The 20,971-nt window shown below is 51.8% G+C and carries 25 protein-coding genes; 5 read left to right on the top strand and 20 right to left on the bottom strand.

Features of this window, described 5'->3' with window-relative positions; genetic code table 11:
* Window positions 1–36: 36 nt before the first annotated feature.
* Window positions 37–339 (bottom strand): DUF1330 domain-containing protein, encoded by a 303-nt coding sequence (locus AC07OI_RS27260; RefSeq protein ID WP_495259350.1) that lies wholly within the window; start codon window positions 337–339, stop codon window positions 37–39.
* Window positions 340–361: 22 nt separating this feature from the next.
* Window positions 362–1,372, bottom strand: coding sequence for an NAD(P)H-dependent flavin oxidoreductase (locus tag AC07OI_RS27265; protein ID WP_495259351.1), 1,011 nt, complete (start codon window positions 1,370–1,372; stop codon window positions 362–364).
* Between the two features lie 94 nt (window positions 1,373–1,466).
* Here AC07OI_RS27265 and AC07OI_RS27270 point away from each other — a divergent pair, with 94 nt between their 5' ends.
* Complete coding sequence (locus AC07OI_RS27270) at window positions 1,467–2,321, top strand: enoyl-CoA hydratase-related protein (RefSeq protein ID WP_495259352.1); 855 nt, start codon at window positions 1,467–1,469, stop codon at window positions 2,319–2,321.
* A 160-nt stretch (window positions 2,322–2,481) separates the two neighbouring features.
* Here AC07OI_RS27270 and AC07OI_RS27275 read toward each other — a convergent pair.
* A protein-coding gene (locus tag AC07OI_RS27275) for an IS3 family transposase (RefSeq protein ID WP_495259353.1) occupies window positions 2,482–3,644 on the bottom strand; the annotation gives its coding sequence in 2 pieces (ribosomal slippage) (window positions 2,482–3,404 and window positions 3,404–3,644; 1,164 coding nt in all).
* 467 nt (window positions 3,645–4,111) lie between these two features.
* Window positions 4,112–5,071, bottom strand: coding sequence for a GlxA family transcriptional regulator (locus AC07OI_RS27280; RefSeq protein ID WP_492708623.1), 960 nt, complete (start codon window positions 5,069–5,071; stop codon window positions 4,112–4,114).
* A gap of 132 nt (window positions 5,072–5,203) precedes the next feature.
* Between AC07OI_RS27280 and AC07OI_RS27285 the strand changes: the two genes are divergently transcribed.
* From AC07OI_RS27285 to AC07OI_RS27295, 3 genes are all read left to right on the top strand, one after another.
* Window positions 5,204–5,509 (top strand): putative quinol monooxygenase, encoded by a 306-nt coding sequence (locus AC07OI_RS27285; protein ID WP_495259354.1) that lies wholly within the window; start codon window positions 5,204–5,206, stop codon window positions 5,507–5,509.
* Window positions 5,510–5,667: 158 nt separating this feature from the next.
* Window positions 5,668–6,114 (top strand): thioesterase family protein, encoded by a 447-nt coding sequence (locus AC07OI_RS27290; protein ID WP_492708620.1) that lies wholly within the window; start codon window positions 5,668–5,670, stop codon window positions 6,112–6,114.
* Window positions 6,115–6,124: 10 nt separating this feature from the next.
* Entirely contained in the window at window positions 6,125–6,511 is a 387-nt protein-coding gene (locus tag AC07OI_RS27295) for a DUF488 domain-containing protein (protein WP_492708618.1), read from the top strand.
* Here the strand turns inward: AC07OI_RS27295 and AC07OI_RS27300 are convergent.
* From AC07OI_RS27300 to AC07OI_RS27350, 11 genes are all read right to left on the bottom strand, one after another.
* Window positions 6,508–7,074, bottom strand: a complete 567-nt coding sequence (locus tag AC07OI_RS27300) for a sigma-70 family RNA polymerase sigma factor (RefSeq protein ID WP_492708616.1) — start codon at window positions 7,072–7,074, stop codon at window positions 6,508–6,510. The genes AC07OI_RS27295 and AC07OI_RS27300 overlap by 4 nt on opposite strands.
* Window positions 7,062–7,568: an ArsI/CadI family heavy metal resistance metalloenzyme gene (locus tag AC07OI_RS27305; protein WP_495259355.1), complete on the bottom strand. Its 507-nt coding sequence runs from the start codon at window positions 7,566–7,568 to the stop codon at window positions 7,062–7,064. The genes AC07OI_RS27300 and AC07OI_RS27305 overlap by 13 nt, the downstream gene beginning before the upstream one ends.
* Window positions 7,569–7,680: 112 nt before the next feature.
* Window positions 7,681–8,205 carry a GNAT family N-acetyltransferase gene (locus AC07OI_RS27310; protein WP_492708612.1) on the bottom strand — a complete coding sequence of 175 codons (525 nt, stop codon included), beginning with the start codon at window positions 8,203–8,205 and terminating at the stop codon, window positions 7,681–7,683.
* Window positions 8,206–8,208: 3 nt separating this feature from the next.
* Entirely contained in the window at window positions 8,209–8,586 is a 378-nt protein-coding gene (locus tag AC07OI_RS27315; protein WP_492708610.1) for a VOC family protein, read from the bottom strand.
* 56 nt (window positions 8,587–8,642) lie between these two features.
* On the bottom strand, window positions 8,643–9,176 hold the full coding sequence (locus tag AC07OI_RS27320) for a DUF3916 domain-containing protein (RefSeq protein WP_492708608.1): 534 nt from the start codon (window positions 9,174–9,176) through the stop codon (window positions 8,643–8,645).
* Window positions 9,177–9,188: 12 nt separating this feature from the next.
* Window positions 9,189–10,097: an MBL fold metallo-hydrolase gene (locus AC07OI_RS27325; protein ID WP_492708606.1), complete on the bottom strand. Its 909-nt coding sequence runs from the start codon at window positions 10,095–10,097 to the stop codon at window positions 9,189–9,191.
* A complete protein-coding gene (locus tag AC07OI_RS27330; RefSeq protein WP_492708604.1) occupies window positions 10,094–10,732 on the bottom strand; it encodes a 2-hydroxychromene-2-carboxylate isomerase in 639 nt (212 codons plus the stop codon). The genes AC07OI_RS27325 and AC07OI_RS27330 overlap by 4 nt, the downstream gene beginning before the upstream one ends.
* A 25-nt stretch (window positions 10,733–10,757) precedes the next feature.
* Window positions 10,758–10,973 carry a DUF1289 domain-containing protein gene (locus tag AC07OI_RS27335; protein ID WP_423010149.1) on the bottom strand — a complete coding sequence of 72 codons (216 nt, stop codon included), beginning with the start codon at window positions 10,971–10,973 and terminating at the stop codon, window positions 10,758–10,760.
* Entirely contained in the window at window positions 10,970–11,461 is a 492-nt protein-coding gene (locus tag AC07OI_RS27340) for a YbaK/EbsC family protein (RefSeq protein WP_492708602.1), read from the bottom strand. Before AC07OI_RS27340 ends, AC07OI_RS27335 begins: the two co-directional genes overlap by 4 nt.
* An 83-nt stretch (window positions 11,462–11,544) precedes the next feature.
* The gene (locus tag AC07OI_RS27345) at window positions 11,545–11,871 is read right to left on the bottom strand and encodes a hypothetical protein (RefSeq protein ID WP_492708600.1); all 327 of its coding nucleotides are present in this window, start codon (window positions 11,869–11,871) and stop codon (window positions 11,545–11,547) included.
* A 100-nt stretch (window positions 11,872–11,971) separates the two neighbouring features.
* Entirely contained in the window at window positions 11,972–13,246 is a 1,275-nt protein-coding gene (locus tag AC07OI_RS27350) for a TIGR03862 family flavoprotein (RefSeq protein ID WP_495259356.1), read from the bottom strand.
* A 112-nt stretch (window positions 13,247–13,358) separates the two neighbouring features.
* On the opposite strand from AC07OI_RS27350, the gene AC07OI_RS27355 reads away from it, so the two are divergent.
* Entirely contained in the window at window positions 13,359–14,525 is a 1,167-nt protein-coding gene (locus AC07OI_RS27355; protein ID WP_495259357.1) for a GGDEF domain-containing protein, read from the top strand.
* Between the two features lie 171 nt (window positions 14,526–14,696).
* Here the strand turns inward: AC07OI_RS27355 and AC07OI_RS27360 are convergent, their stop codons facing one another.
* The 5 genes from AC07OI_RS27360 to AC07OI_RS27380 all read right to left on the bottom strand — a co-directional run bounded on the left by AC07OI_RS27360 (window position 14,697) and on the right by AC07OI_RS27380 (window position 20,847).
* Window positions 14,697–15,719: a substrate-binding domain-containing protein gene (locus tag AC07OI_RS27360; protein ID WP_495259358.1), complete on the bottom strand. Its 1,023-nt coding sequence runs from the start codon at window positions 15,717–15,719 to the stop codon at window positions 14,697–14,699.
* A gap of 492 nt (window positions 15,720–16,211) precedes the next feature.
* A complete protein-coding gene (locus tag AC07OI_RS27365) occupies window positions 16,212–17,015 on the bottom strand; it encodes a head GIN domain-containing protein (protein WP_492708592.1) in 804 nt (267 codons plus the stop codon).
* Between the two features lie 78 nt (window positions 17,016–17,093).
* A complete protein-coding gene (locus AC07OI_RS27370; protein WP_495259359.1) occupies window positions 17,094–17,939 on the bottom strand; it encodes a DUF1700 domain-containing protein in 846 nt (281 codons plus the stop codon).
* Between the two features lie 215 nt (window positions 17,940–18,154).
* On the bottom strand, window positions 18,155–19,717 hold the full coding sequence (gene glpD / locus AC07OI_RS27375) for a glycerol-3-phosphate dehydrogenase (protein ID WP_495259360.1): 1,563 nt from the start codon (window positions 19,715–19,717) through the stop codon (window positions 18,155–18,157).
* A complete protein-coding gene (locus tag AC07OI_RS27380) occupies window positions 19,714–20,847 on the bottom strand; it encodes an SMP-30/gluconolactonase/LRE family protein (protein WP_495259361.1) in 1,134 nt (377 codons plus the stop codon). The genes glpD and AC07OI_RS27380 overlap by 4 nt, the downstream gene beginning before the upstream one ends.
* Window positions 20,848–20,971 lie beyond the last annotated feature (124 nt).

Raw genomic sequence — 20,971 nt, forward strand, 5'->3', positions numbered from 1 at the left:
GTGGTTTTTTAGCCCTCAAGCCACCGCGATCTCAGCTTACACCCCTTCAACGATGAACAAACGACCTATGGAATTGGCATGACGGATTTCCATGGCCTTGGCATATTCAACCGAGTCATACCATAGCTGCGCCTGTTGCAAGCTGGGAAACTCAACCAGCACCGAGCGCCAGCCTTCATTATGAGCATCGTCCCGCCCCTCTTTTTGCACGCGTGTACCACCGCGTACCAGAAATTGCCCGCCATATTGGGCTACGCTGGCTGTGGCCAATGGCCGGTATTCAGCATAGGCATCGGCATTGGTGATCTGGATTTCTGCAACGACATAAGCTTTACTCATGATATTCCTGACAATTAATTGATCACAAAGACAATACGCGCGCTTTAGCGGCAGCGTATTCCAATTTCAAACGTGCTACCACTTCAGCCACAGTCAGCACATCATCCATCAGGCCCACGCCCTGGCCAGCACCCCAGATGTCACGCCAGGCCTTGGCCTTGCTGCCACCACCAGAACCGAAATTCATCGCGCTCTTGTCGGCCACTGGCAGATTGTCCGGGTCCAGCCCGGCGGCGATGATGGACTTTTTGAGGTAATTGCCATGCACGCCGGTGAACAGATTGGTATACACGATATCCGCAGCAGCAGAATCAAGAATGGCCTGGCGATAGGCTTCATCGACATTTGATTCTACCGTAGCCAGCCATCGCGAGCCTATATAGGCAAAATCAGCTCCCATGGCTTGTGCCGCCAATACGGCATCACCCGTTGCGATAGAACCTGACAAGGCAATCGGGCCATCAAAGAAGCGCCGTACTTCACCCACCAGGGCAAACGGCGACAGACCACCAGCATGGCCACCTGCACCGGCCGCCACCAGGATCAAACCATCGACCCCGGCTTCCAGCGCTTTTTGCGCATGGCGTATGGAAATCACATCATGCATGACGATGCCGCCATAGCTGTGTATTGCATCCAGCATTTCTGGCGGTGGTGCACGCAGGGAAGAAATGATGATGGGTATCTGGTGTTTGACGCACACCTCGACATCATGCGCCAGCCTGTCATTCGACTGATGGACGATCTGGTTGACTGCGATCGGACCTATCACAGTGTCGGGATGGGCTTCCTGATGTGCTGCCAGTTCAGCCTGCAATTCTGTCAGCCAAACATCCAGCAACTCTGCTGGCCGGGCATTCAGGGCAGGGAAAGAGCCTACTATGCCCGCCTTGCATTGCGCTGCCACCAGTTTGGGGCCACTGGCAATGAACAGGGGTGAGCCAATGACGGGCAGGCTAAGATGTTGCAAAGCTGATGGCAGGCGTGATGCAGATTGTGATGCAGAATGCAGTACAGGTGAATCTTGAGTCATAGTTGATATCCTCTAAGCTGAAGCACAGACAACAGATTTCTTGCATATATCCAGTATGATTTTACCGTGCCAATAAAAATCCTGTGGAGACACCATGACTTATCAATGCTTTGACTTCAGTATCAACAATAAAATTGCCCACCTGCGCCTGAACCGCCCGGCCACGCTAAACACCATGCAACCAGTGTTTTTTCGTGAGCTGACAGAAATTTTGCAAAACCTGCAAAACCAGGCGAATGCGCGCGTGCTTATCATCTCTTCTACTGGCAAACACTTTACAGCTGGCATGGCACTCGATGTCTTCGCCGGTGGCGGCATCACACTGGACGATGCCAGCGCCGTTGGTCGCGCCAATATCGCCCTGGCACTAAAGGACATGCATCATGCCTTCAACCTCATCGAATCCCTGCGCATGCCTGTCATCACCGCCATCCACGGTGGTTGCATAGGCGGCGGTGTCGACATGATTTGCGCCAGCGACATACGCCTGGCCAGCAGCGATGCCTTTTTCTGCATACAGGAAATCAACATAGGCATGACCGCCGACCTCGGCACTTTACAACGCTTGCCCAAGCTCATCCCCGAAGGCATAGTCCACGAAATGGCCTACACAGGCCGCCGCCTGCCCGCACAACGCGCGCTGGCAGTTGGCCTGCTCAATGATGTATTTGATACCCAGGAAAACATGCTGGCAGCCGCCTTGCAAATGGCCACAGAAATCGCCGAAAACCCCCCGGTCGCGATCTGGGGCAGCAAACAAGCCATCCACTACGCCCGCGACCACAGCACCCACGACGCCCTGCAACAAATGGGCTGGCTGCAATCTGGCATCTGGCAAAGCAGTAATTTGATGGAAGCTTTCATGGCGAAGCAACAAGGCAGACCGACGGAGTATGCGGATCTGGCACCGGTGAGTTCGTTTTCTGAGGCGGCTTATCATTTGAAGTAGGGAGTAGTCATCTCAATCTTAACGTCGATCAAACCAATACAAAGATACATGAGTGATGGTCGTGTTGACGTTGTTTTTGACTTTGGGGGTTGCTGTTGAATTTGACGTTGTTTTTGACTTTTGTAGTTCCCATGTGTCGACGCTGTAGTGGTCAAGTAAATCAGGACAAAGAAATAGGAGTTTTTACGGCGTAATGACGTTCGAAGACAGAGGGAGATAAATATCCCAATGTAGAATGCAAACGTGTGGTGTTGTAGAAATTCGTTATATAAGCAACGATGTCTTGCCTTGCTTCCATTTTATTGGCGTAGCTGCCTTGCCAAACGCGTTCCATCTTCAAATTGAGGAAGAAGCGCTCTGCAACAGCATTGTCCCAACAATTTCCTTTGCGGCTCATGCTGCAAATAAAACCGTACTCTTGCAGCAATGCCTGATACTGACGGCTGGCATACTGAGAACCCCGGTCAGAATGAACAATTAAGCCAGAAACAGGTTTGCGTTGCCCAATTGCCATGCGTAAAGCATCACAAACCAGTTCTGCTGGCATATTGGGTGCCATCGCCCATCCCACCACTTTACGTGAGAATAAGTCCAGCACGACTGCCAGATAAAGCCAGCCTGTTTCAGTACGGATATAGGTGATATCTGATACGTAAGCCAGGTTGGGGGCTACAGGATTGAACTGCCTGGCCAGAATGTTTTCTGCTACAGGCAAGTTATGCCTGCTATTGGTGGTGTGCACGAATCTACGTCGCCAGACTGGCTGCAGTCTGGCCTGCCGCATCAGACTGCGAACCTGATAACGACCAATACGGATGCCTTGCGCCTGCATTGCCATCACCAGGCGACGGCTGCCATAGGACTTGTGACTGGCACTAAAAGCCGCTTTCAAATGAACTTCCTTGCTACAAATCCGGGGCATCGCATGGCGTTGTACCGAGGCGTAATACGCTGATCTGCTGACTTCCAGTACCCGACAACTATGCGTGACCGGAATGGCCTTCTTTTGCAAGTGGGTAATGAGCCTGTAGCTCATTTCATTTCCCTGGCGAAGAAGGCCGACGCATTTTTTAAGATGGTCACATCCATACGCAGTTGCCGGTTCTCTTGCTCCAGTTCACGGATGCGCTGTTGTTCTGCTGTCAGTGGCTTACTTGCTAACGGCTCTCCATCAAGTTCCGTTTCGTATTGTTTCATCCACCGGCGTATCGCCGTTTCTCCTATGTGCATACTTTGACTGACTCTCGATATACTCAGTCCTTGCTCTTTCACCATCTTCACTACTTCCAGTTTGAGCGGTGTGTCGAAGTGTTTCTTCATCATGTTGAGGCCTCTTTGTGATTGAGTTTCCTCTTATTTCACTGTCCTGGCAAATTAGACCACTACACGCCGTTTGTGCAGTACAGAAAATGGAAAAAGAAGAGCTGCTGTTTGAGCCGCAGGCGAGTTTCGGATCTTCCCATTTTTTGTACTGCACAAACGGGAACCCCCTTCAGGGGGCGGCTACGCCTGGGTCGCCTTCTTTTGCTTCCTTTTCTTGGCGAGACAAGAAAAGGGAGTAGCTGCCGGGCTACCCCCGGCCCGCAATCTTAAATAACGTACGAAAGCATTTGAAAATCAAGTTCTTAGCAGTGCGCAATTCTGATGTGTAACGCATTTTACGGTATGTTAAGAACGCCGCTGGATTCCAGCCAAAAGCACGCTGGAATGACGTAAATTAGATTGTCCGTAAATCAAAGAGTCCTTAGCTCGGTTAAGCAAGTATGCATAGACTCATAATCATAAGCTCATCACCCTACCCTGATCTCCCTAACCCCCTTCCCCAACTTCCGTCTCAACAAAGTCCGCAACGTCACCCCATCCGCATACCCCACCAGCCCCGCAATCTGCTCCACACTGTGATTGGATGTCTTCAACAAATGCACCGCTTTTTCTATGCGCAAATCCTGCACATACGACACCGGTGTCTTGCCCAATACTTCATGAATACGCCGTGCCAGCGTACGCTTGCTGGTCGCCAGTGCATCGGCTGCATCATCCAGATTAAAACCCTGGTCAAGATGGCTGCGCGCCCAGCGGTCGAAGCGCTCCACCATGGGATCAGCATGCGACAGATGATCGGAAATGATATAGGCCGTCTGTGAAGGCCGGCTATCAACCACCAGGTAGCTGGCGACCAGATTTGCCAGTTCAGGGTTGCTCTGCCGTATCAGCCACAGCATCATATCCATATGGCTGAAGGCTGCGCCAGCAGTCAGAAACTGGCCGGACTGCACTATCATGTGGCTGGTGTTCAGACGTACTGTTGGATAACGCTGGCGGAACAGGGGATTGAGCCACCAGGTGGTAGTCGCATCCCGCTCGTCGAGCACTCCGCTTTCTGCCAGTACGAAAGTGCCTATGCAGGCTGCGGCAATCCGTACACCATCATCAGCCCAGCGGCGCAAGGCGGCGCTCGCGTCCTTGACATCAGGGCGTGCCAGGGCCTGCATCAAGGTATCCGGCATCTTGTAACCCAGCGCAGGAACGATGACCAGATCAGGTGCTGACACGTCATCCGCCCGCGCCACGGTTACACTCATGCCTTGCGCGGTTTGTACACGCCGCCGCATGCCCACCAATGAAATCTTGAACGGCGGTGCCGGGTTGGCCTGCATGCCCGACAATTCATTCGCCGTCGTCAGTGCATCAAGGACGATGGACAGGCCGGTATCAAAAACGCCATCAAGGGCGAGAATGTTGATGTTCATGGCAGGCTCATGGCAATAATCATACCAAAGATGTCAATCGCGCCAGTATCAGGCAAGTCCTTTGATCTGTAAAGTCTCTCTTCATCGCAATCCTGCGATGCAAACATAGATTCAAGCACATGGAGATAAATCATGATCAAGCATGCCCTGTTCGCCCGTTTTGAAGCCAAACCCGGCAGAGCCGCCGATGTTGCCGCCTTTCTGGAAATGGGCCTGACCCTGGCTAACCAGGAAAGCACCACACCTATCTGGTTTGCCCTGCAATTATCTGACAATGTATTTGGTGTATTCGATGCGTTTGAAAATGAAGCAGGCCGCCAGGCACATTTGCAAGGACCTATCGCCCAGGCATTGATGGCGAAGTCTGAGGAATTGTTTACCGGTCCACCCAGCATAGAAAAAATCGAGGTGTTGGGCTTAAAAAATCTGGCAAGATAAGCAGAGATCGCCGCAAAGTTAATCTGGCGTTGTTGCGTCCTCTTGCCGTACTAAAGTACTGTCTGCGATGACGCGCCTAGCCGGGGGCGCCTAGCCGGGGGCGCCGAGCCAGTTTAACTTTGCAACAATCTCTATACCGGAATAGAAGGAGAAACCGCATGTACGAAAAAACCTTGATAGCAGGCTGGGGCGATATGGACTTTAATTCCCATATGCGTAACACAGCGTATCTCGATAAATCTGCCGATGTACGCATGATGTATTTTGCTGACTGCGGTTTCCCTATGGCCGAGTTCATGCGCTTGCGCATAGGTCCGGTCGTCATGAAAGATGAGGTCGAATACTTTCGTGAATTTCACTTGCTTGACGAAGTCACCGTCACGCTGAGCCTGGCGGGTTTGTCAGAAGATGGCAGGCGGTTCAAGATACGCAATGAATTTTTCAACAAGGGCAAACTGGCGGCACGTGTCACTTCGCTGGCAGGCTGGCTGGACCTGAATGCGCGCAAACTGGTTACGCCACCCGATAAATTATTGGAAGCGATGCGGCAAACTACCCATGCCGAAGACTTTGTGGTTCTGCCAGATAGTTCATCAACCAATTGAAGGGAACAACATGAGCATACGCATAGTCCAGCTGGGTACAGCACGCGCAGCAGATGAAGGTCTGCGCATAGGCACGGTAAGGCGGCCACCTCGGGGGGTACCCAAAGCAGAATTTGCCAGCCGCAATTATTACGATGTCTGGTTACCTAATTTGTCACCGAGTGCAAATTTGATGGCCAAAGGCAAAGCGGTCAGCACGCCTGCCGAGTGGGCCAGCTTCACCCGCAGCTTCAAGGCAGAAATGAATGAGGCAGATGCCAGCAAGGTATTGGATTTGCTGGCGGCAATGTCAAAGACGACGAATTTTTCTGTGGGTTGTTATTGCGAAGATGAGAGCCGCTGCCATCGTTCCATACTCAGACAGTTGTTAACTGAGCGTGGCGCGGAAATAAGTTAGTCGCATTTTTTCCCGCACCTGGTGGCGGCATGGCGATGGTAATCCGTCACCAAGCCATCTTGAATTTCTACATGACAGCAATCCAGTACTTTGCCCTTCAGCATGCTACGGCCACGCGCTGCCCGGCTTTTAATGGCAGACAAGCTTAGCCCTGTCTGGTCGGCCAGATGACGCAAGCTGCGGCCCTGTAATTCAGTCGCCATCAGGGTATCACGATATTTATCCGGCAGTTGCTGGATGAAAACCTGCAAGCAGCTTGCCAAGCTGGCATGCAGTTGCAGGTCGTCGGCCTGCTGTTCAGGCATGTTCTCATCGAGTTCTTCCAAGCTCACACCCTGACTGCGGTAATAATCGACCAGCGTGGTGCGGGCAGCTGCATACAACCAGCCTGTCAGGTTTTCAATCTGGCGTTTGTTCAGCAGGGCCTTGACAAAGATATCCTGCAAGATATCGTCTGCCAGGCTGGTATCGGCAATACGCCTGCGCAGGTAAGTGCGCAAGCTGGCTTGCAAGTCACCAAATGCTTTCGCCAAATCCTCGCTATTTTGTGTCAGTTGCAGCATGATTCCTTACCGGCATTGGCTGCCCTGGGGACGCAACAGGCAGCAGTTTCTATAGCATTTTCACCATTCTCCTTATGCAAGGGAATGCAGCAAGCGCCGTCTTGCGTTGCAGTGTCTTCACCAAATACCTCAGCGTCTGACATAGTGAGGAAATGTTCCCACGGCAAACCCTGGGGGTCAACTATCCAGTGTTTTTTACTATTTGCATAGCAACAAGTCGCGGCTTCCTGGTCCAGGGTCTGCGCGCCCGAAGCAGCATCAGCCAGTATCTTCAATTGCGCCAGCTCTTCAGCCGTATCAGCCTGCATGCCAAAATGATTCAGGCCAGGTACATGGCCGCGTGTGGAAATGGCAAAGTTGATGCGAGGATCATCAAGCATCCATTTCGCATAATCTGTCTGCTGCTTTGCTGGTACCTGCCCAAACAGTTGCGTGTAAAAAGCAATGCTGTGGTCCAGGTGATCTACGGCGATATGTACATGAAAGCGTTTCATTTCTTACTCCTGTCTATAAAAACAATGTGTGTGGTGTTACACAGGTATAGACGGATTTGCAGGAAAAGGTCGCAAAGAAATTTCTGGTTTATCCTGAAAATATCTTGATGTATCAGCTCAATTGCTTGCACAGCACACGATTTTCGTGTGCTTCGCCATCCATGAAAAAACTTGTGCTGCCAATGTCTGCATATCCCTGTCGGGCATAAAATTGCAATGCCCTGGCATTATGCACCCAGGGTGTCAGCCACATCAGGTCGGCACCACGCTGTATCGCGCCGGTTTCAGATGCATGTAAAAGCAGGCTACCTAGCCCCATGCGGGTAAAGGGTTCCTGCACATACAGCCGGTCGAGTTCGGCAGGATGTGTGGCAATAATTAGTCCCTGTCTGGCTCCGATTGTGACCTGAGAAAATCCCAACAGATGGCCGTCATGCTCTGCAACATGAAAGAAAGTGCCTTTCTGATCCAGCAAACTGGTGATAGCGGATACCGAAAATGAATGCAGCACTTCCCTGGCTATCGCCGGACGTATACCTGTCGTCGCATAGGTATCAAGAAAAACCTGTGTCGCCAGTATGCTCAGGCAAAGCGCATCCTCTTGCGTGGCAGGCCGTATCTGTACAGCTATACTCATATTTCATTCTGTAGTTTTGGTCACCGCTTCGATGTGATGACCATCAGGATCAACTAAAAATGCAGCGTAGTAATAAGGTCCATAGTCAGGACGCAAACCCGGTGCGCCATTATCGCTGCCACCTATGGCTAGCGCCGCCTGATGAAACTGGTCAACTGCTGTGCGCGTCACTGCGGTAAAGGCCAGATGAAAACCTGGGCCCGGTGGGCTGGCATCCGGTCTTAATTTCAGGCATAAGATATCTTCATCGTCATGCAAGCCATAACCCAGGGCGGTATCGTCCTCAAACACGCGCCTGTAACCCAAGGCACCGAGGGCAGCATCATAAAATGCACCTGCCAAGGTCAGATCGCGTACGCCCAAAGAAATGTGGTGCAACATAAAATTTTATTCCTGTTTCAAATAACATTAAAAAGCGTATCGACAAGCTGTCGTATTCAACTCAATTCGCCAAACATCCAGTACTGGCTGACATCAGCAAAGTCATCCTCAGCATGACAGAACTGCATGCCGATTTCGTTCATGTTTCCTGAAAGTGGTAATTGCCATATCTGACTAAGGCTGGTGTCGTGGATGCGCTTTGCGCTTAACTTCGTATCTGCAGCAGACACTGAAATTTTGCTCTGAAAGTAAGCCTCATCCAGGTAGATACAAATTTCGCTGGCAAACATCTGTGGCAGGCAGATCAGGCAAGTCACCCGGTAAGAACTGGCCCAGGCTGGTTTGGCACTGATCAAGTGTTCGCAGGCTTGCAATAACAGGAGGGCAATTTCGCGCTTCGTCGACTGTGTACTTTGCCTGCCTTCCAGCATGGCCCAATCGGCAGGGATTTTCCAATTCCAGTAGCATGTATTTTCTGCCAGTTCTGCGGCTGCAGGAAAATTATCCTGGAAAGAGTCCGACCATTTATGCAGGGCACGCAAGCGGCGGGGTATGCCCCTGAGTTTCTTTTCTGCTGTATGTACAGGCATGACTGCTTGTGCCTAACGGCTACTGGTCAGCACATCCGCTTCCAGCGTAGCAGCACCTGCAGCAACCAGCTCTGCCGCAATTTGCGGTATCAGGACATCAGCACTCAATTCAAGCACACGTGCCGAAGAAATAAAACAGCGGGTCTTGCCTAGCTGATTCAGGGCCTGGTCCAGGCTGAGCTGGCGCAATTCCAGCAAGATAAAAGCCAGCATGACTTTGACGGCATTGCGGGCATTACGTCGCGGGTCTGCCTGCAAATAAGCGAGGCGGGACTCTGCACGTGCCAAAGCCGCCTCTACATTGCCGAACGCCGGACCATGGCCGGGGATGACAATACGCGGCTGGAGTTCGCGTATGACTTGCAGAATGGCAGCTTGTTCAGCAAAACCGGACTCACCTTCAAGCTCGGGGAAAATAATGCCAAAGCCATTTTCCCACAGGGCATCGGCAGAGATCAGTATGCCTTCCTGTGCACAATATAGGATCATGGAATGTGGATCATGGCCAGGTGCAGACAATACCTGCCATTGCATGCCACCCAGTTGCAACTCATCGCCATGCTGTATTGCCGCGTCAAAGCTGAAGCGCTCGCAACGTTGACCAGTGGCGGCATAAGTCAAAGCCTCTTCATCCCAGACTGCAACTGCAGCTGTGTCGGCCACGGGGATCAGGGTACGGCAGCCATACAGGCGCTGCAAGCTGGCATTACCACCGCAATGATCAGAATGCAGATGAGTGTTCACCAGCAAATCGAGTTTGCGACCATCCAGAGCTTGCTGCATCAATGCCACAGTCTGCGGTGCGTGGCTCAGATAACCGCTATCCACCAGAGCTGTCTGTTGTTCATCAATGAACAGGATATTGTTCGAGGACAGCCAGCCCCGCTCAAAGACTTGCATGCTGGCAGGCAGTTGCATCATGCCTTGCCTGCTACTTTGCGTTGCTGACCATAGGGCATGGTTTGCGCAGCAGCCAATTCTGCTGATGCGAAGAAAGCATCACCTTGCAGATAAGCTTGCAGCATGTCTGTGCTATCGAAGCCCCAGAAGCAGCGGCCATCGACTACCGCAGTTGGCACGCCAAACACGCGGGCGGCAATGGCGAGTTCGCCATTACGTTTTAGCGCATCTTTGACAGCGACATCATCGAGCATGGCAGGCGTCACCTGCAACTCGTCCAGCAAGGCTTGCCAGTGTTCTGCCTGTGCCGGTATATGACCGTCACGCCAGACGAAGCGGAACAGTCTCTGTACGACGGCCTCGGTACTATCCAGAGCCAGACACAGGCGCAATAAAGGCAGGGGATTGAAAGGATGCTCGGGCAGCATGCGCAAAGGAATGCCATGTTTGTGTGCCAGCCAGGCGCAATGCTCAAAAGTCCACTGGCGCTTGGGTGCAATCTCTGCCGGGCCTTTGTTGTCCCAATGATTGAGCAGGCCAGCGAATAAAACTGGACGGTAACTGATCTGCTCTACGCCTTGCAAACGTCCCAGCATTTCACTCTGCAAATAAGCAAAGGGAGAAATAAAATCGAAATACCAGTCCAGTTGTTTCATTAATTACCCTTTCTTCCTCAAACACTCAAGGCAGCATTCTTTGCTGTACCAGATCCCAGATTTCCAGTTTCTTGTGATTGTCGGCCTTGCTCCAGCAAATGATTTCATCGATGTTGCGATAACAGCCCGTGCACAGGCCGGTCTTGTCATCCATACGGCAAATATTGACGCAGGGTGAAGGTACGGTCGCCCCGGGTTTCATGACAAACTGGGCAGGGTCAAATTCATACAGGATATTCATGCGCGCAAAGCCACATCAGCGACGGGCGCGCCGGTCATTGTTTTCAATTGCGCAGGCGTCAGTTTGAATACCGCATGAGGATGACCGGCAGCTGCCCACACATGCGCATATTGCAGCAAATCTTCGTCTATCAGCATGACAGTTTTTTCCAGATGGCCGATAGGGCAAACCCCACCTATGGCATAACCGATTTTTTCCTTGACGAAGCGGGCATCCGCCTTGCCCAAGGGGCCGACGATAGCCGCTACCTTGCTCTCATCAACACGGTTGATACCGCTGGCAACGACCATGACGGCAGCATCATCAAGCAAGCGACGGAAGACGATGGATTTGGCGATTTCTGCCACCTGGCAACCCAGACCGGCAGCGGCCTCGGCAGAAGTTTTGCCGGTTTCCGGCAACATGACGACAGTTTGATCGTGCCCCAGGCTATGCAACAATTGGGCAACGCGCTGGGCGGTTTCAGGTAAGGCAGTATCTTTAGACATGATGCGCAGGCAAAATAAAACAAAACCTGTTTATATCACAAGCAAAGTCCGTGTGCTCAGTGTGTCTATTTAGCTGGTGAGTTCTAACCGTGCCATTCAGCAAGTAAGGCTGCATGCTGTGCTGGCACTTCAAAATATTTCATGGCAGCGCGATACTCATTGCCGCTCAGTATGGAATAAATGCAGGTTGCCTTGCAGACTACCTGGGTGCGTTGTGAAGCGTCACCGGGCTTGGGGACTTCCATCATCATCTGGTAAGTCTGCTTTTCTTTGAGGACAGCGCTGCACTGCATTTGTATGCTGCCTGAAGTAAAGTTGACTATCTTGGCTGGCACGATCTGACCAGGAAGCACCTGTATAGCACCGCGCCACGTAACGTTGGCGCGCGCAGCGTTGCGGGAATCACTCATACGGACAAATACCTGAAATGCAAATTCATGGACAGAATAAAATGATGCGGCGCGGAAACTATTATTGTACCGATTTCTGCGCTTGCCAGCAGAAACTATTTCAACTCATTTTCAACTCCTTTGCATTCTGCGCCAGCCAGTTAGCGACGCCCGCTGCCGCAACCCTGGCGGTAGCGAAACAGGCTGTCAACAAATAGCCACCCGTCGGTGCTTCCCAGTCCAGCATTTCACCTGCAAAAAACAGGCCGGGATGCTGCACCGCCATCAGGTTTTCATCCAGTGCTTCAAAGCGCAGGCCGCCAGCACTGCTGATGGCTTCGTCTATAGGACGGGTAGACTGCAACACTACCGGCAAAGCCTTGATAGCCTGCGCCAATAGCTTGGCTTGGGCAAAGTTTGTTTTATCCAGACATTCATGCAGCAAGGCAGTTTTTAATGCATCCAGACCCAGACGGCTTTTCAAATGGCTGGGCAGAGAGCGTGAACCCCGCGGATGTTCCAGTTCAGCCAGTACTTTTTCCATGGGCGTATCCGGCAGCAAATCCAGCTCCAGTACTGCCTTGCCCTGACGTTGCAATTGCTGACGCAGTGCAGCAGACAGTGCGTAAATCAGACTGCCTTCGACGCCAGTTGCGGTAATAACAAACTGCCCCTTGCGCATAGGCTGGTTACCACCCTGCACCCTGGCAGCAACTGTCAATATTGGCTGACCAGCAAACTTGTTTTTGAAAAATGTGCTCCAGTCCAGATCAAAGCCACAATTGGCTGGCTGCAAGTCTGCAACATCCAGTCCCTGCTGCCTGAGCAAGTTCACCCATGCGCCGTCCGAACCCAACCTGGCCCAACTACCGCCACCAAGCGCAAATACCTGAGCCCGTGCGGGCAGGCAGATTTCGCCATCTGGCGTGGCAAAGCGCAATTGACCTTGCTCATCCCAACCCAGCCAGCGATGCCGCATATGGAAACGCACACCTTGCTGGCGCAGGCGATGGAGCCAGGCACGCAATAAAGGGGCGGCCTTCATATCAACCGGGAACACGCGGCCTGAACTGCCGACATAGGTCTCGATACCCAAGCCTTTGACCCATGCACGCAAGGCCGTGGCATCAAACTGCCCTACCATGGGTGCCAGTTGTGCCTCGCGTTCGGCATACCGTGTCATGAAAGAGACAGAATTTTCAGAATGTGTAAGGTTCATCCCCCCCTTGCCTGCCATTAAAAACTTGCGCCCTACCGAAGGCATGGCATCATAGACATCGACAGCTATACCTCGCAGAGCCAGGGTTTCTGCCGCCATCAAACCGGCTGGCCCACCGCCAATAATGGCAACATTATCAGGCTGCCGGTGATGTGTTTTAGTCACGTATGTTTGCATAAGTTTGCGTCATAATATGGTTTTGCATGTTCTGCTTCGCTGCCGCCTTACATGCAAGCAAAGCGGATTGGTTTCTGACTGAATTCACCAGAAGTTACAACCAGGTCCCCCTATGGTCAATCTGGATCGTGCTACGCTAGACTTAGTGGTTGCTTGCATCAGCGTGATTTCCATGCTGGTCATGCTGGCGGTTTGGCATATCAACCGTGACATACCCGGCACTGGCGTCTGGGCTGCAGCTGCATCCATGATCGCACCGGCCTTTTTACTGATACGTCTGATCAATGTCATCGACATCCCGATGTCTTTGATCGTCGCCTTTAATAATTCCCTGACCCTGACCACCACCCTCCTGATGCTGGAAGGCACCCTGCGTTTTCGCGGTTATCCATCCCAGATACGCTGGCGCTGGGGTCTGGTACTGATCCCGGCGTTTGTCTTGCTGGCATTCCTCAACCGGGACGACATGATACGCCGATATCTGTTCCACGATGTTATCGCAGCCAGCCTGATGCTGAGCACGGCTTTTATATTAATCTGGAAAACCCGCGACCTGGACTTGCTGGCAGCCTGCATAGGGGCAATTTCCCTCATCATCATGGCAGCCGGTTTCATCATGCGCTGGCATCTGGCTTTTATTTCTAACAACAATGCAGAACTTGCCAAACATCCATTACTGAACTTCATCTATCTGATCGTGGTGTTGTGCCTGCTGGGCTGGACTTATGGCGTCAGCGTCTGCTGCAATCTGCGCGCCCAGAAAAGCATACTGGAAATGGCCAGGGAAGATGCCCTGACTGGCTTGCCAAACCGCCGTCATGTTGATGAGATGCTGGACAAAGCCATCGCCCAGAGTGGCCGCAACCAGCAAGGCTTTGGCTTTATCCTGATCGATCTGAATCATTTCAAGTCAGTCAATGACCGCTTTGGTCATCAGGCTGGTGATTTGTTACTCAAAGAAGTCGCCAGACGCCTTAAAAGCTTCTGCCGCCACGCCGACTTCGTTGGCCGCATAGGCGGCGATGAATTCGTTGCCCTGACCTTTGGCATCAACCAGGCATCCCAGCTGGACAGCACGCTGCTGCGCCTGAAAAAAATCCTGGAAGGCCCCTGCACCATACAAGGCCACAGCGTAGAAGTCGAAGCCGCCTTGGGCAGCGCCCTCTTCCCCACCGACGGCTGCAGCGCCGACAAACTAATGCAAACCGCCGACCAACGCATGTACATCGACAAGTCAGTGCCAGAAAGCATACTCGCTGCGATAACGCAAAGAGCTTAAAAAACAAAAGCCGGACATCCGGCTTTAAACACTCAGCAATTTTTAAATAGGTCTGAGTAAGCGTAGCGAGCGACGTGAGTTTGGGTTAAGAAGCGCAATCGTACTTTAGTACGATGACGAATTTGCAAATCAGCAGACCCAAAATCGCGCCGCGCAGTAGCTTAATCTGGCCTATTTTGACCAGAACTTTTGATAGTGCGTGCGGAAATCGTTTGCCGGCTCAAACATATTCTTTTGTCCACCGTCATACGCAATATTCTGCGCTGTCACCAAATGCAAGGCACTCACATAGTTGCTATGCTCGGCAGCAGAAAAAGCGCGATTCATTTCATCCACGATTTGCCAGGCATGCATGGACAAAGGTTCAGGCACAGTCGCAGTTTGCAGGCTATTGGCGCGTATGCGCTTGTAGGCGGTAGGTGAACCGTCACCAGCGGAAACAGCAACCAGCTTGTTACTTGCCACCAGGCTTGCTGTGGTTGGCACTTCCAGCAAGTCAAAATAGAAATCATTGACACCGATGACATGCGTCCACTTGGCACCATGACGCTTGACCAGACTTTCGGCTACGGCCTTCATCTTGATATGTGCTTCTGCCAGAGGTACGTCTTCCAGACTCAGTAATTTACAGCCTTCACACTGGCGTATGGTTTCAACGATGGCGGTGGATTTGGCCAGCAGGTAGGGATTCGAAGAGTCGGTAAATACCACGATGCCAGCTTTATTATTGGAATCGACCACGGTATACAAGGCTGCCAGTTGCCCGACTTCTTTGGGATTGGTGCCGATATTGGTAAACAAGCCATCGGTCGGACCATTCTTGACCGACGCATGCCAGCCAACCACGGGGACCTTGGCCTTGGCTGCTGCAGCCATACCCTTGCTTTGACTTGTGACGTCCACACCTGCCAGTATGATGCCATCGGCTTTCATATCCAGCGCCTGGCTGATGATCAGTGCCCCCTGATTGCAACGGCCGCGACAATTGATGGGCAAGACTTCCCAGCCGGCACTGGTGCTGGCTTCTCGCACACTGTTGAAGACACCACTGACGCCTGCATCACTCATGTCTGCAGCAATAAAGATGATTTTCTTTTTCTTTTGCAGTGCAGGTCCATCAACCGGGCCTTCCCAGCGATTCTTGAGAGACGCAGCTCTGGCCACTTTGGCGTTGGCGCGGCTGAGAAACTGCATGGGATTTTCTTGTGCGGCAGCGGCACTGATAAAGCTGAACACAACAAATAACGCGGTCAAGCACTTACTTTTGGTAGCAGTCATGATTCTTGGCAGGTCAGGTTGGTAACGAAAATCTGCATACGCAGGTAGCGCACACACAAACTTTAATTTTTTCGATTGAAACAAATACTTACAACTGCGCAATGATTATTGCAGAAAAAAGCGTCAAGTAAATAGAGTTTCCGTACCAAGGGGCCAGCGTCGAATATTAAGCATTAAAACGATTGATATAAAGAATAAAATTTTCCACAAGTAAAAATTTCCTGTGGAAAATTTCATTCTTTTTAACAACACCTACTATGACGAACCAATTAACAACAGTTCAAGCTGCACCAATTTGGGTTCATCCAGGTTCAAATCACTGCTTATTGTGTGATTTTCGTATGAATATCACGTAAGTTCCGTTTGAATACTGCTTGAACATCGCTTGAATACCATATATCGGGCTGCTTACTCCCAATGTACATCTGCCGAACCCATGCGTTCTACATTCCTTTTTGCCGGGTTGCCCATGACATGGACATCGCCACTACCTGTGACCTTGAGCTTGATCTCCTGGCTGGCAAATACTTTGCTGCTGGATGAACCGGTAGAATTCAGATTGACTACTGCACTTTTCAATGCCGCCGCTTTCAAATCGCCTGAGCCCGATATTTTGACATTGAAGTTTTTAACCTGGCCTTTGACGATGCTGTCGCCAGAGCCGTTGGAAGTAAGTTCCAGCAAATCGCTGTTACCCACACCCAGATTCAGGTCGCCACTGCCATTCAGACTGGCAAATACCTGCTGATACTCGCCATCCAGATTGATATTGCCAGAGCCGTGCAAGCTTACTTCGAGCTTGTTGCCTTTAAAACCTTTGATGACGGCATCGCCACTGCCAGAAGTCTGCAGTTTTTCCAGATTAGGCAAACTCAGCTCTATCCTGCTTTGCTCGGTTTTTCCTACCGAGATATAAATCCCGCGTGTGCCTACGTAAAGGGTATTGCCTTCCAGCCTGGTGGTCACCCGTGACACCAGTTTGGCATCACCCTTGACCAGCAACTCTGGCGTTGCTGCCTGTTTCAGCGCCAGATCGATGGGGCCACTGAGTACAATATTAACGATGGATGCAGTGACGGGGCGAACTTCACTGGCAGCAGAACCGGTGCTGACCACATTGCTGGCATGGGCCCTGATAAAGACCACGCTGGATGCTGTCAAAACCACGGCCAGACCCAACATGCCTATACCTGTGCGAATGATGTTTTTCATTTTTTTCTCCTGAAGCTAAATGAAACCAAAAAAAACTGAGTGAAACTAAAAAAAGTAAATTTGCTGTGTGCTGGCCTATCAGGCTGCATGACCAAGCTGCAGTTGCGACAAGTTCCAGCGTAAATAGTGTTTAAAGCCGATGAAGGTATATTTGGTCATGAACATGCTCAACATCATCAAAACGATGGAGCCCAGCAGCAAACCCAGTCCTGTGAATAATTTGGTGCCGGAAAAGTGATTGCCAACCTCTATATGCAATTTTTCTGTCTGGGTTTCTGTCCTTACTGTACGTGTGACTGCAGATGCGGACGCTGCAGATGCTGTAGATGCCGCCGCAGATGAAGCAACAGATGATGCAGGAGATGACGCAACTACGGCAGCTGCCTGGTCATTGTCATCCTGCTTTTCGCCGTCAATCAGGATACCTGTTTCAGTCACATCAACCCTGACATTATGCTTATGCATGCGATGATTATCATTGCGATTGTGCACATAGTGCCTGCCAGCAGGTATATCAACGCTGAACTGTTCTACCCCGGAGATGCTGGCGGCAGTAATACCTATGCCTGCCACATACATCACCAGTGCAACTATATAAGCAGAGCACAAGAGGCTGAAGTAGGCCACGGCAGGTATCAGCATGAACAGATTGAAGATCATCAGGCCGATCAGGGCAACCAGCAAACCGGCGACATTACCCAGACTGAAATTTGTTTTTAATGCTTCATAACGTGTGCTGGCTCTCTTTTGCGCCGCCAGCAATTCAGGTTTGGGCAGGCCGGCAGCAATTTCTTCTTCCGACTTGCCGGCAACCATGGCATCAACAAACTTGCGCTCATATTCCCACATGGTGTCTTCAATAATACTGGCGGGCAAGCCATCCAGGGCCTGACGCAGCGCGTTCATATATGCAGTCTTGTTCATTGCCGTCTCCCGTTCTTGAATTTGGTATGCTCAGAATAAGCAAAGCAAAGCGAGGCAGCCACCGACATGCGACAGTGCGCAAATTTCTGGGGATAAACTGCGAAACCCGGGGATAGTCCGCAGCCATCTGCTACAGCAAAAGAAGGAGATAATAGTAGTTTGCTATGACATGTGCATGTCTGCCACACGTCAACCACATGTCAGACACTTGCCAGCTAGCAGACAGGGTATGGGGCTGGTGTTGCATTATTATCCAGCCATTCCTGCAAATGAATGGTATCTTCGCCCAGCAAATGCAGGCCCAGGCGGCTGCGACGCCAGAGTATATCTTCTACCGTGCGCGCCCATTCGTGGCTGACCAGATAGGCTGCTTCGGCAGTATATAAGCCAGGCACCAGCATCTCGCCCATATCAGCCAGCGAATATTTATCTTTCAATAAGACATGGATGCGGCTGCCATAGGCGTGAGCGTAGCGCTCTGCCAGATGGGGTGGCAACCAGGCATATTGCTGCTGGCATTGTTGTATGAACAAGTGAAATTCGCTGACAGCGCGATTTTCCGGGGATGCACCATAGATATCGCCACCGGGCAGGCAGGCATGCTCAGTCCAGGCGGAGTTGGCATTGTTGAGCAGGGGGGCCAGCATGGACAGGGCTTCTTCTGCCAGTTTGCGGTAAGTAGTGATCTTGCCGCCAAACACGTTCAGCACTGGCGCACCGGCGGTATCGAGCTCCAGACTGTAGTCGCGGGTCAAGGCGGCCGCTTTTTCCTTGCCCGCCCCGACGGCTTCTTCCACCAGCGGGCGCACGCCGGAATATGACCACAGCACATCGGCAGGGCTGACGGACTGGGTAAAATAATGGCTAGCCAGCCCACACAGATAGGCAATCTCATCCGCACTGATCGCGACCTCATCCAGCGAGCCCTGGTAATCCAGATCTGTCGTACCTATCAGGGTAAAGTCTTGCTCATAGGGTATGGCAAACACGATACGGCCATCAGGATGCTGGAAGATATAGGCATACGGATGATGAAACAGGCGCCGCACAACAATATGGCTGCCCTTGATCAGCCTCAGGGTCTTTGCCGCCCCCTGATGCAAGACTTGCTGCAGAGTGTTGACTGCCCAGGGGCCACTGGCATTCACCAGACTGCGGCTTTGTACCATCATCATGCTGCCATCAGCCTTTTGCAATTGCACCAACCAGTGCTCATCTTGCCGTCTGGCTGAGACGCAACGGGTGCGCGTCATGATGGTGGCGCCTTTTTCTGCAGCCTGCATGGCATTCAGCACAACCAGGCGGGCATCATTGACCCAGCCATCGGAATAGGCAAAACCACGGCGAAAGTCAGCCAGCAAGGGTTGCCCGGCAATATGTTGTTGCAAATTGATGGACTCAGCACCCGGCAGCAATTCGCGCTTTGCCAGATGATCATATAAGAACAAGCCTGCCCTGATCATCCAGGCCGGGCGCTGTCCTTTGTCATGCGGCATGACAAAACGCAAAGGACTGATGATATGCGGCGCAGATCGCATGAGTACCTCGCGCTCTTGCAAAGCCTTGCGCACCAGGCCAAATTCATAATATTCAAGGTAACGCAAACCGCCATGGATGAGCTTGGTCGATGCTGATGAAGTATGTGAGGCCAGATCATCTTTTTCACACAAGAGTACGCTCAGGCCACGCCCGGCAGCATCGCGCGCTATGCCAGCGCCATTGATGCCACCGCCGATGACGAGTACATCGACTTCTGGCATGGCGGCTTGACTCTTCATTTTTTGACCAGATGATTCGGTAACCAGCCTATACCATGCGCGTGCAGGCTTTGGATATACAAGCGGTCCTCGGTTTCGGTAACACCTGTAGTTTCCGGGTAGTGTCCGGTCGGGTCTTGTAAATCTGCAACGATTTTGCCAGCTTCATTGAAAGCCAGCACATGGCCATAGGCGGGTGGCACGGGCCATAGTACACGCGGCAAACGCAGGGTAATGCTGCGCAGCCAGGGTTTTTCTGCCATGTTATCAATCGCCGCGCCACGCGGTTTGGCTAGCCCCAGCCAGATACGTCCATCACGGCCACGCATGAGATTGTCCGGGTAGCCTGGCAAATCGCGCAGCAAAATGCTGGCCAGTTTTTTATCTGGCTTGCTCTTCAGATGCAACTCGTGAGCGTTGATGGAAATTTTCCAGATACGGTATTCACCGGTTTCAGCCACGATGAGGTTTTGTTCATCGGCGCTGAGTGCCAGACCATTGGCGAAACACAGGCCATCGGCAATGACGTGCGTCTGTTTAGTGGCGGGATCATATTCCAATACCCGTCCGGTAGAAGAATGTTCAAGGATGTCGAGTACGCTGGCATGGAAGGTGCCGCCGGATTCTTTAGCACCAAAGCGCTGGCTGGCATCGGTGAAATAAATCTTGCCAGTCTTGGCAACCACCACGGCATCAGCGTACAAGATAGGGCTGTCGCCGATTTTGTCGGTAAGGACAGTGATTTGCTTGTCAGGGGAAATCGAGAGTATGCCGCGGAAGGCATCTGCGGCAATCATATTGCCTGCAGCATCAAACATGAAACCCAATACCCGCCCGCCGGTATTCACCCAGACTTCGCGCTGGCTGCCATCGGCCTGCATGCGCAGAATCGCACCGGATGTGGCGGCGGCATACAGCTTGCCATCCGGGCCTATGGCGATATGCTCAGGTCCGGTTTCTTCACCTATCTCTATGGTTTTCAGGGCTGCCAGCTTTTCATTGCGTGCATGCGGTGGCGAATAACCTGCAAAAGGTGTCGCCTGCCAGGCAACTGGATTGATGGGCACAGGTGCCAGCAAGAGGTAGGCGGCCAGGATCGCCACCAGGGCAAGTACCAGCAATAGCAGGCGTATGATCCATTTCTTCAACACTCATCTCCTTGCAGTTCAGGACAGCGCGACAAGACTTCCCACAGGGAAATCCAGGCAAGCCTGTATTTTGCACTGCCTGAATAATATTTTGATATTTATTTTAGAGGGATGTTGCAAGGAGGCA

This window comes from Undibacterium sp. GW821-FHT07F11, assembly GCF_059418665.1.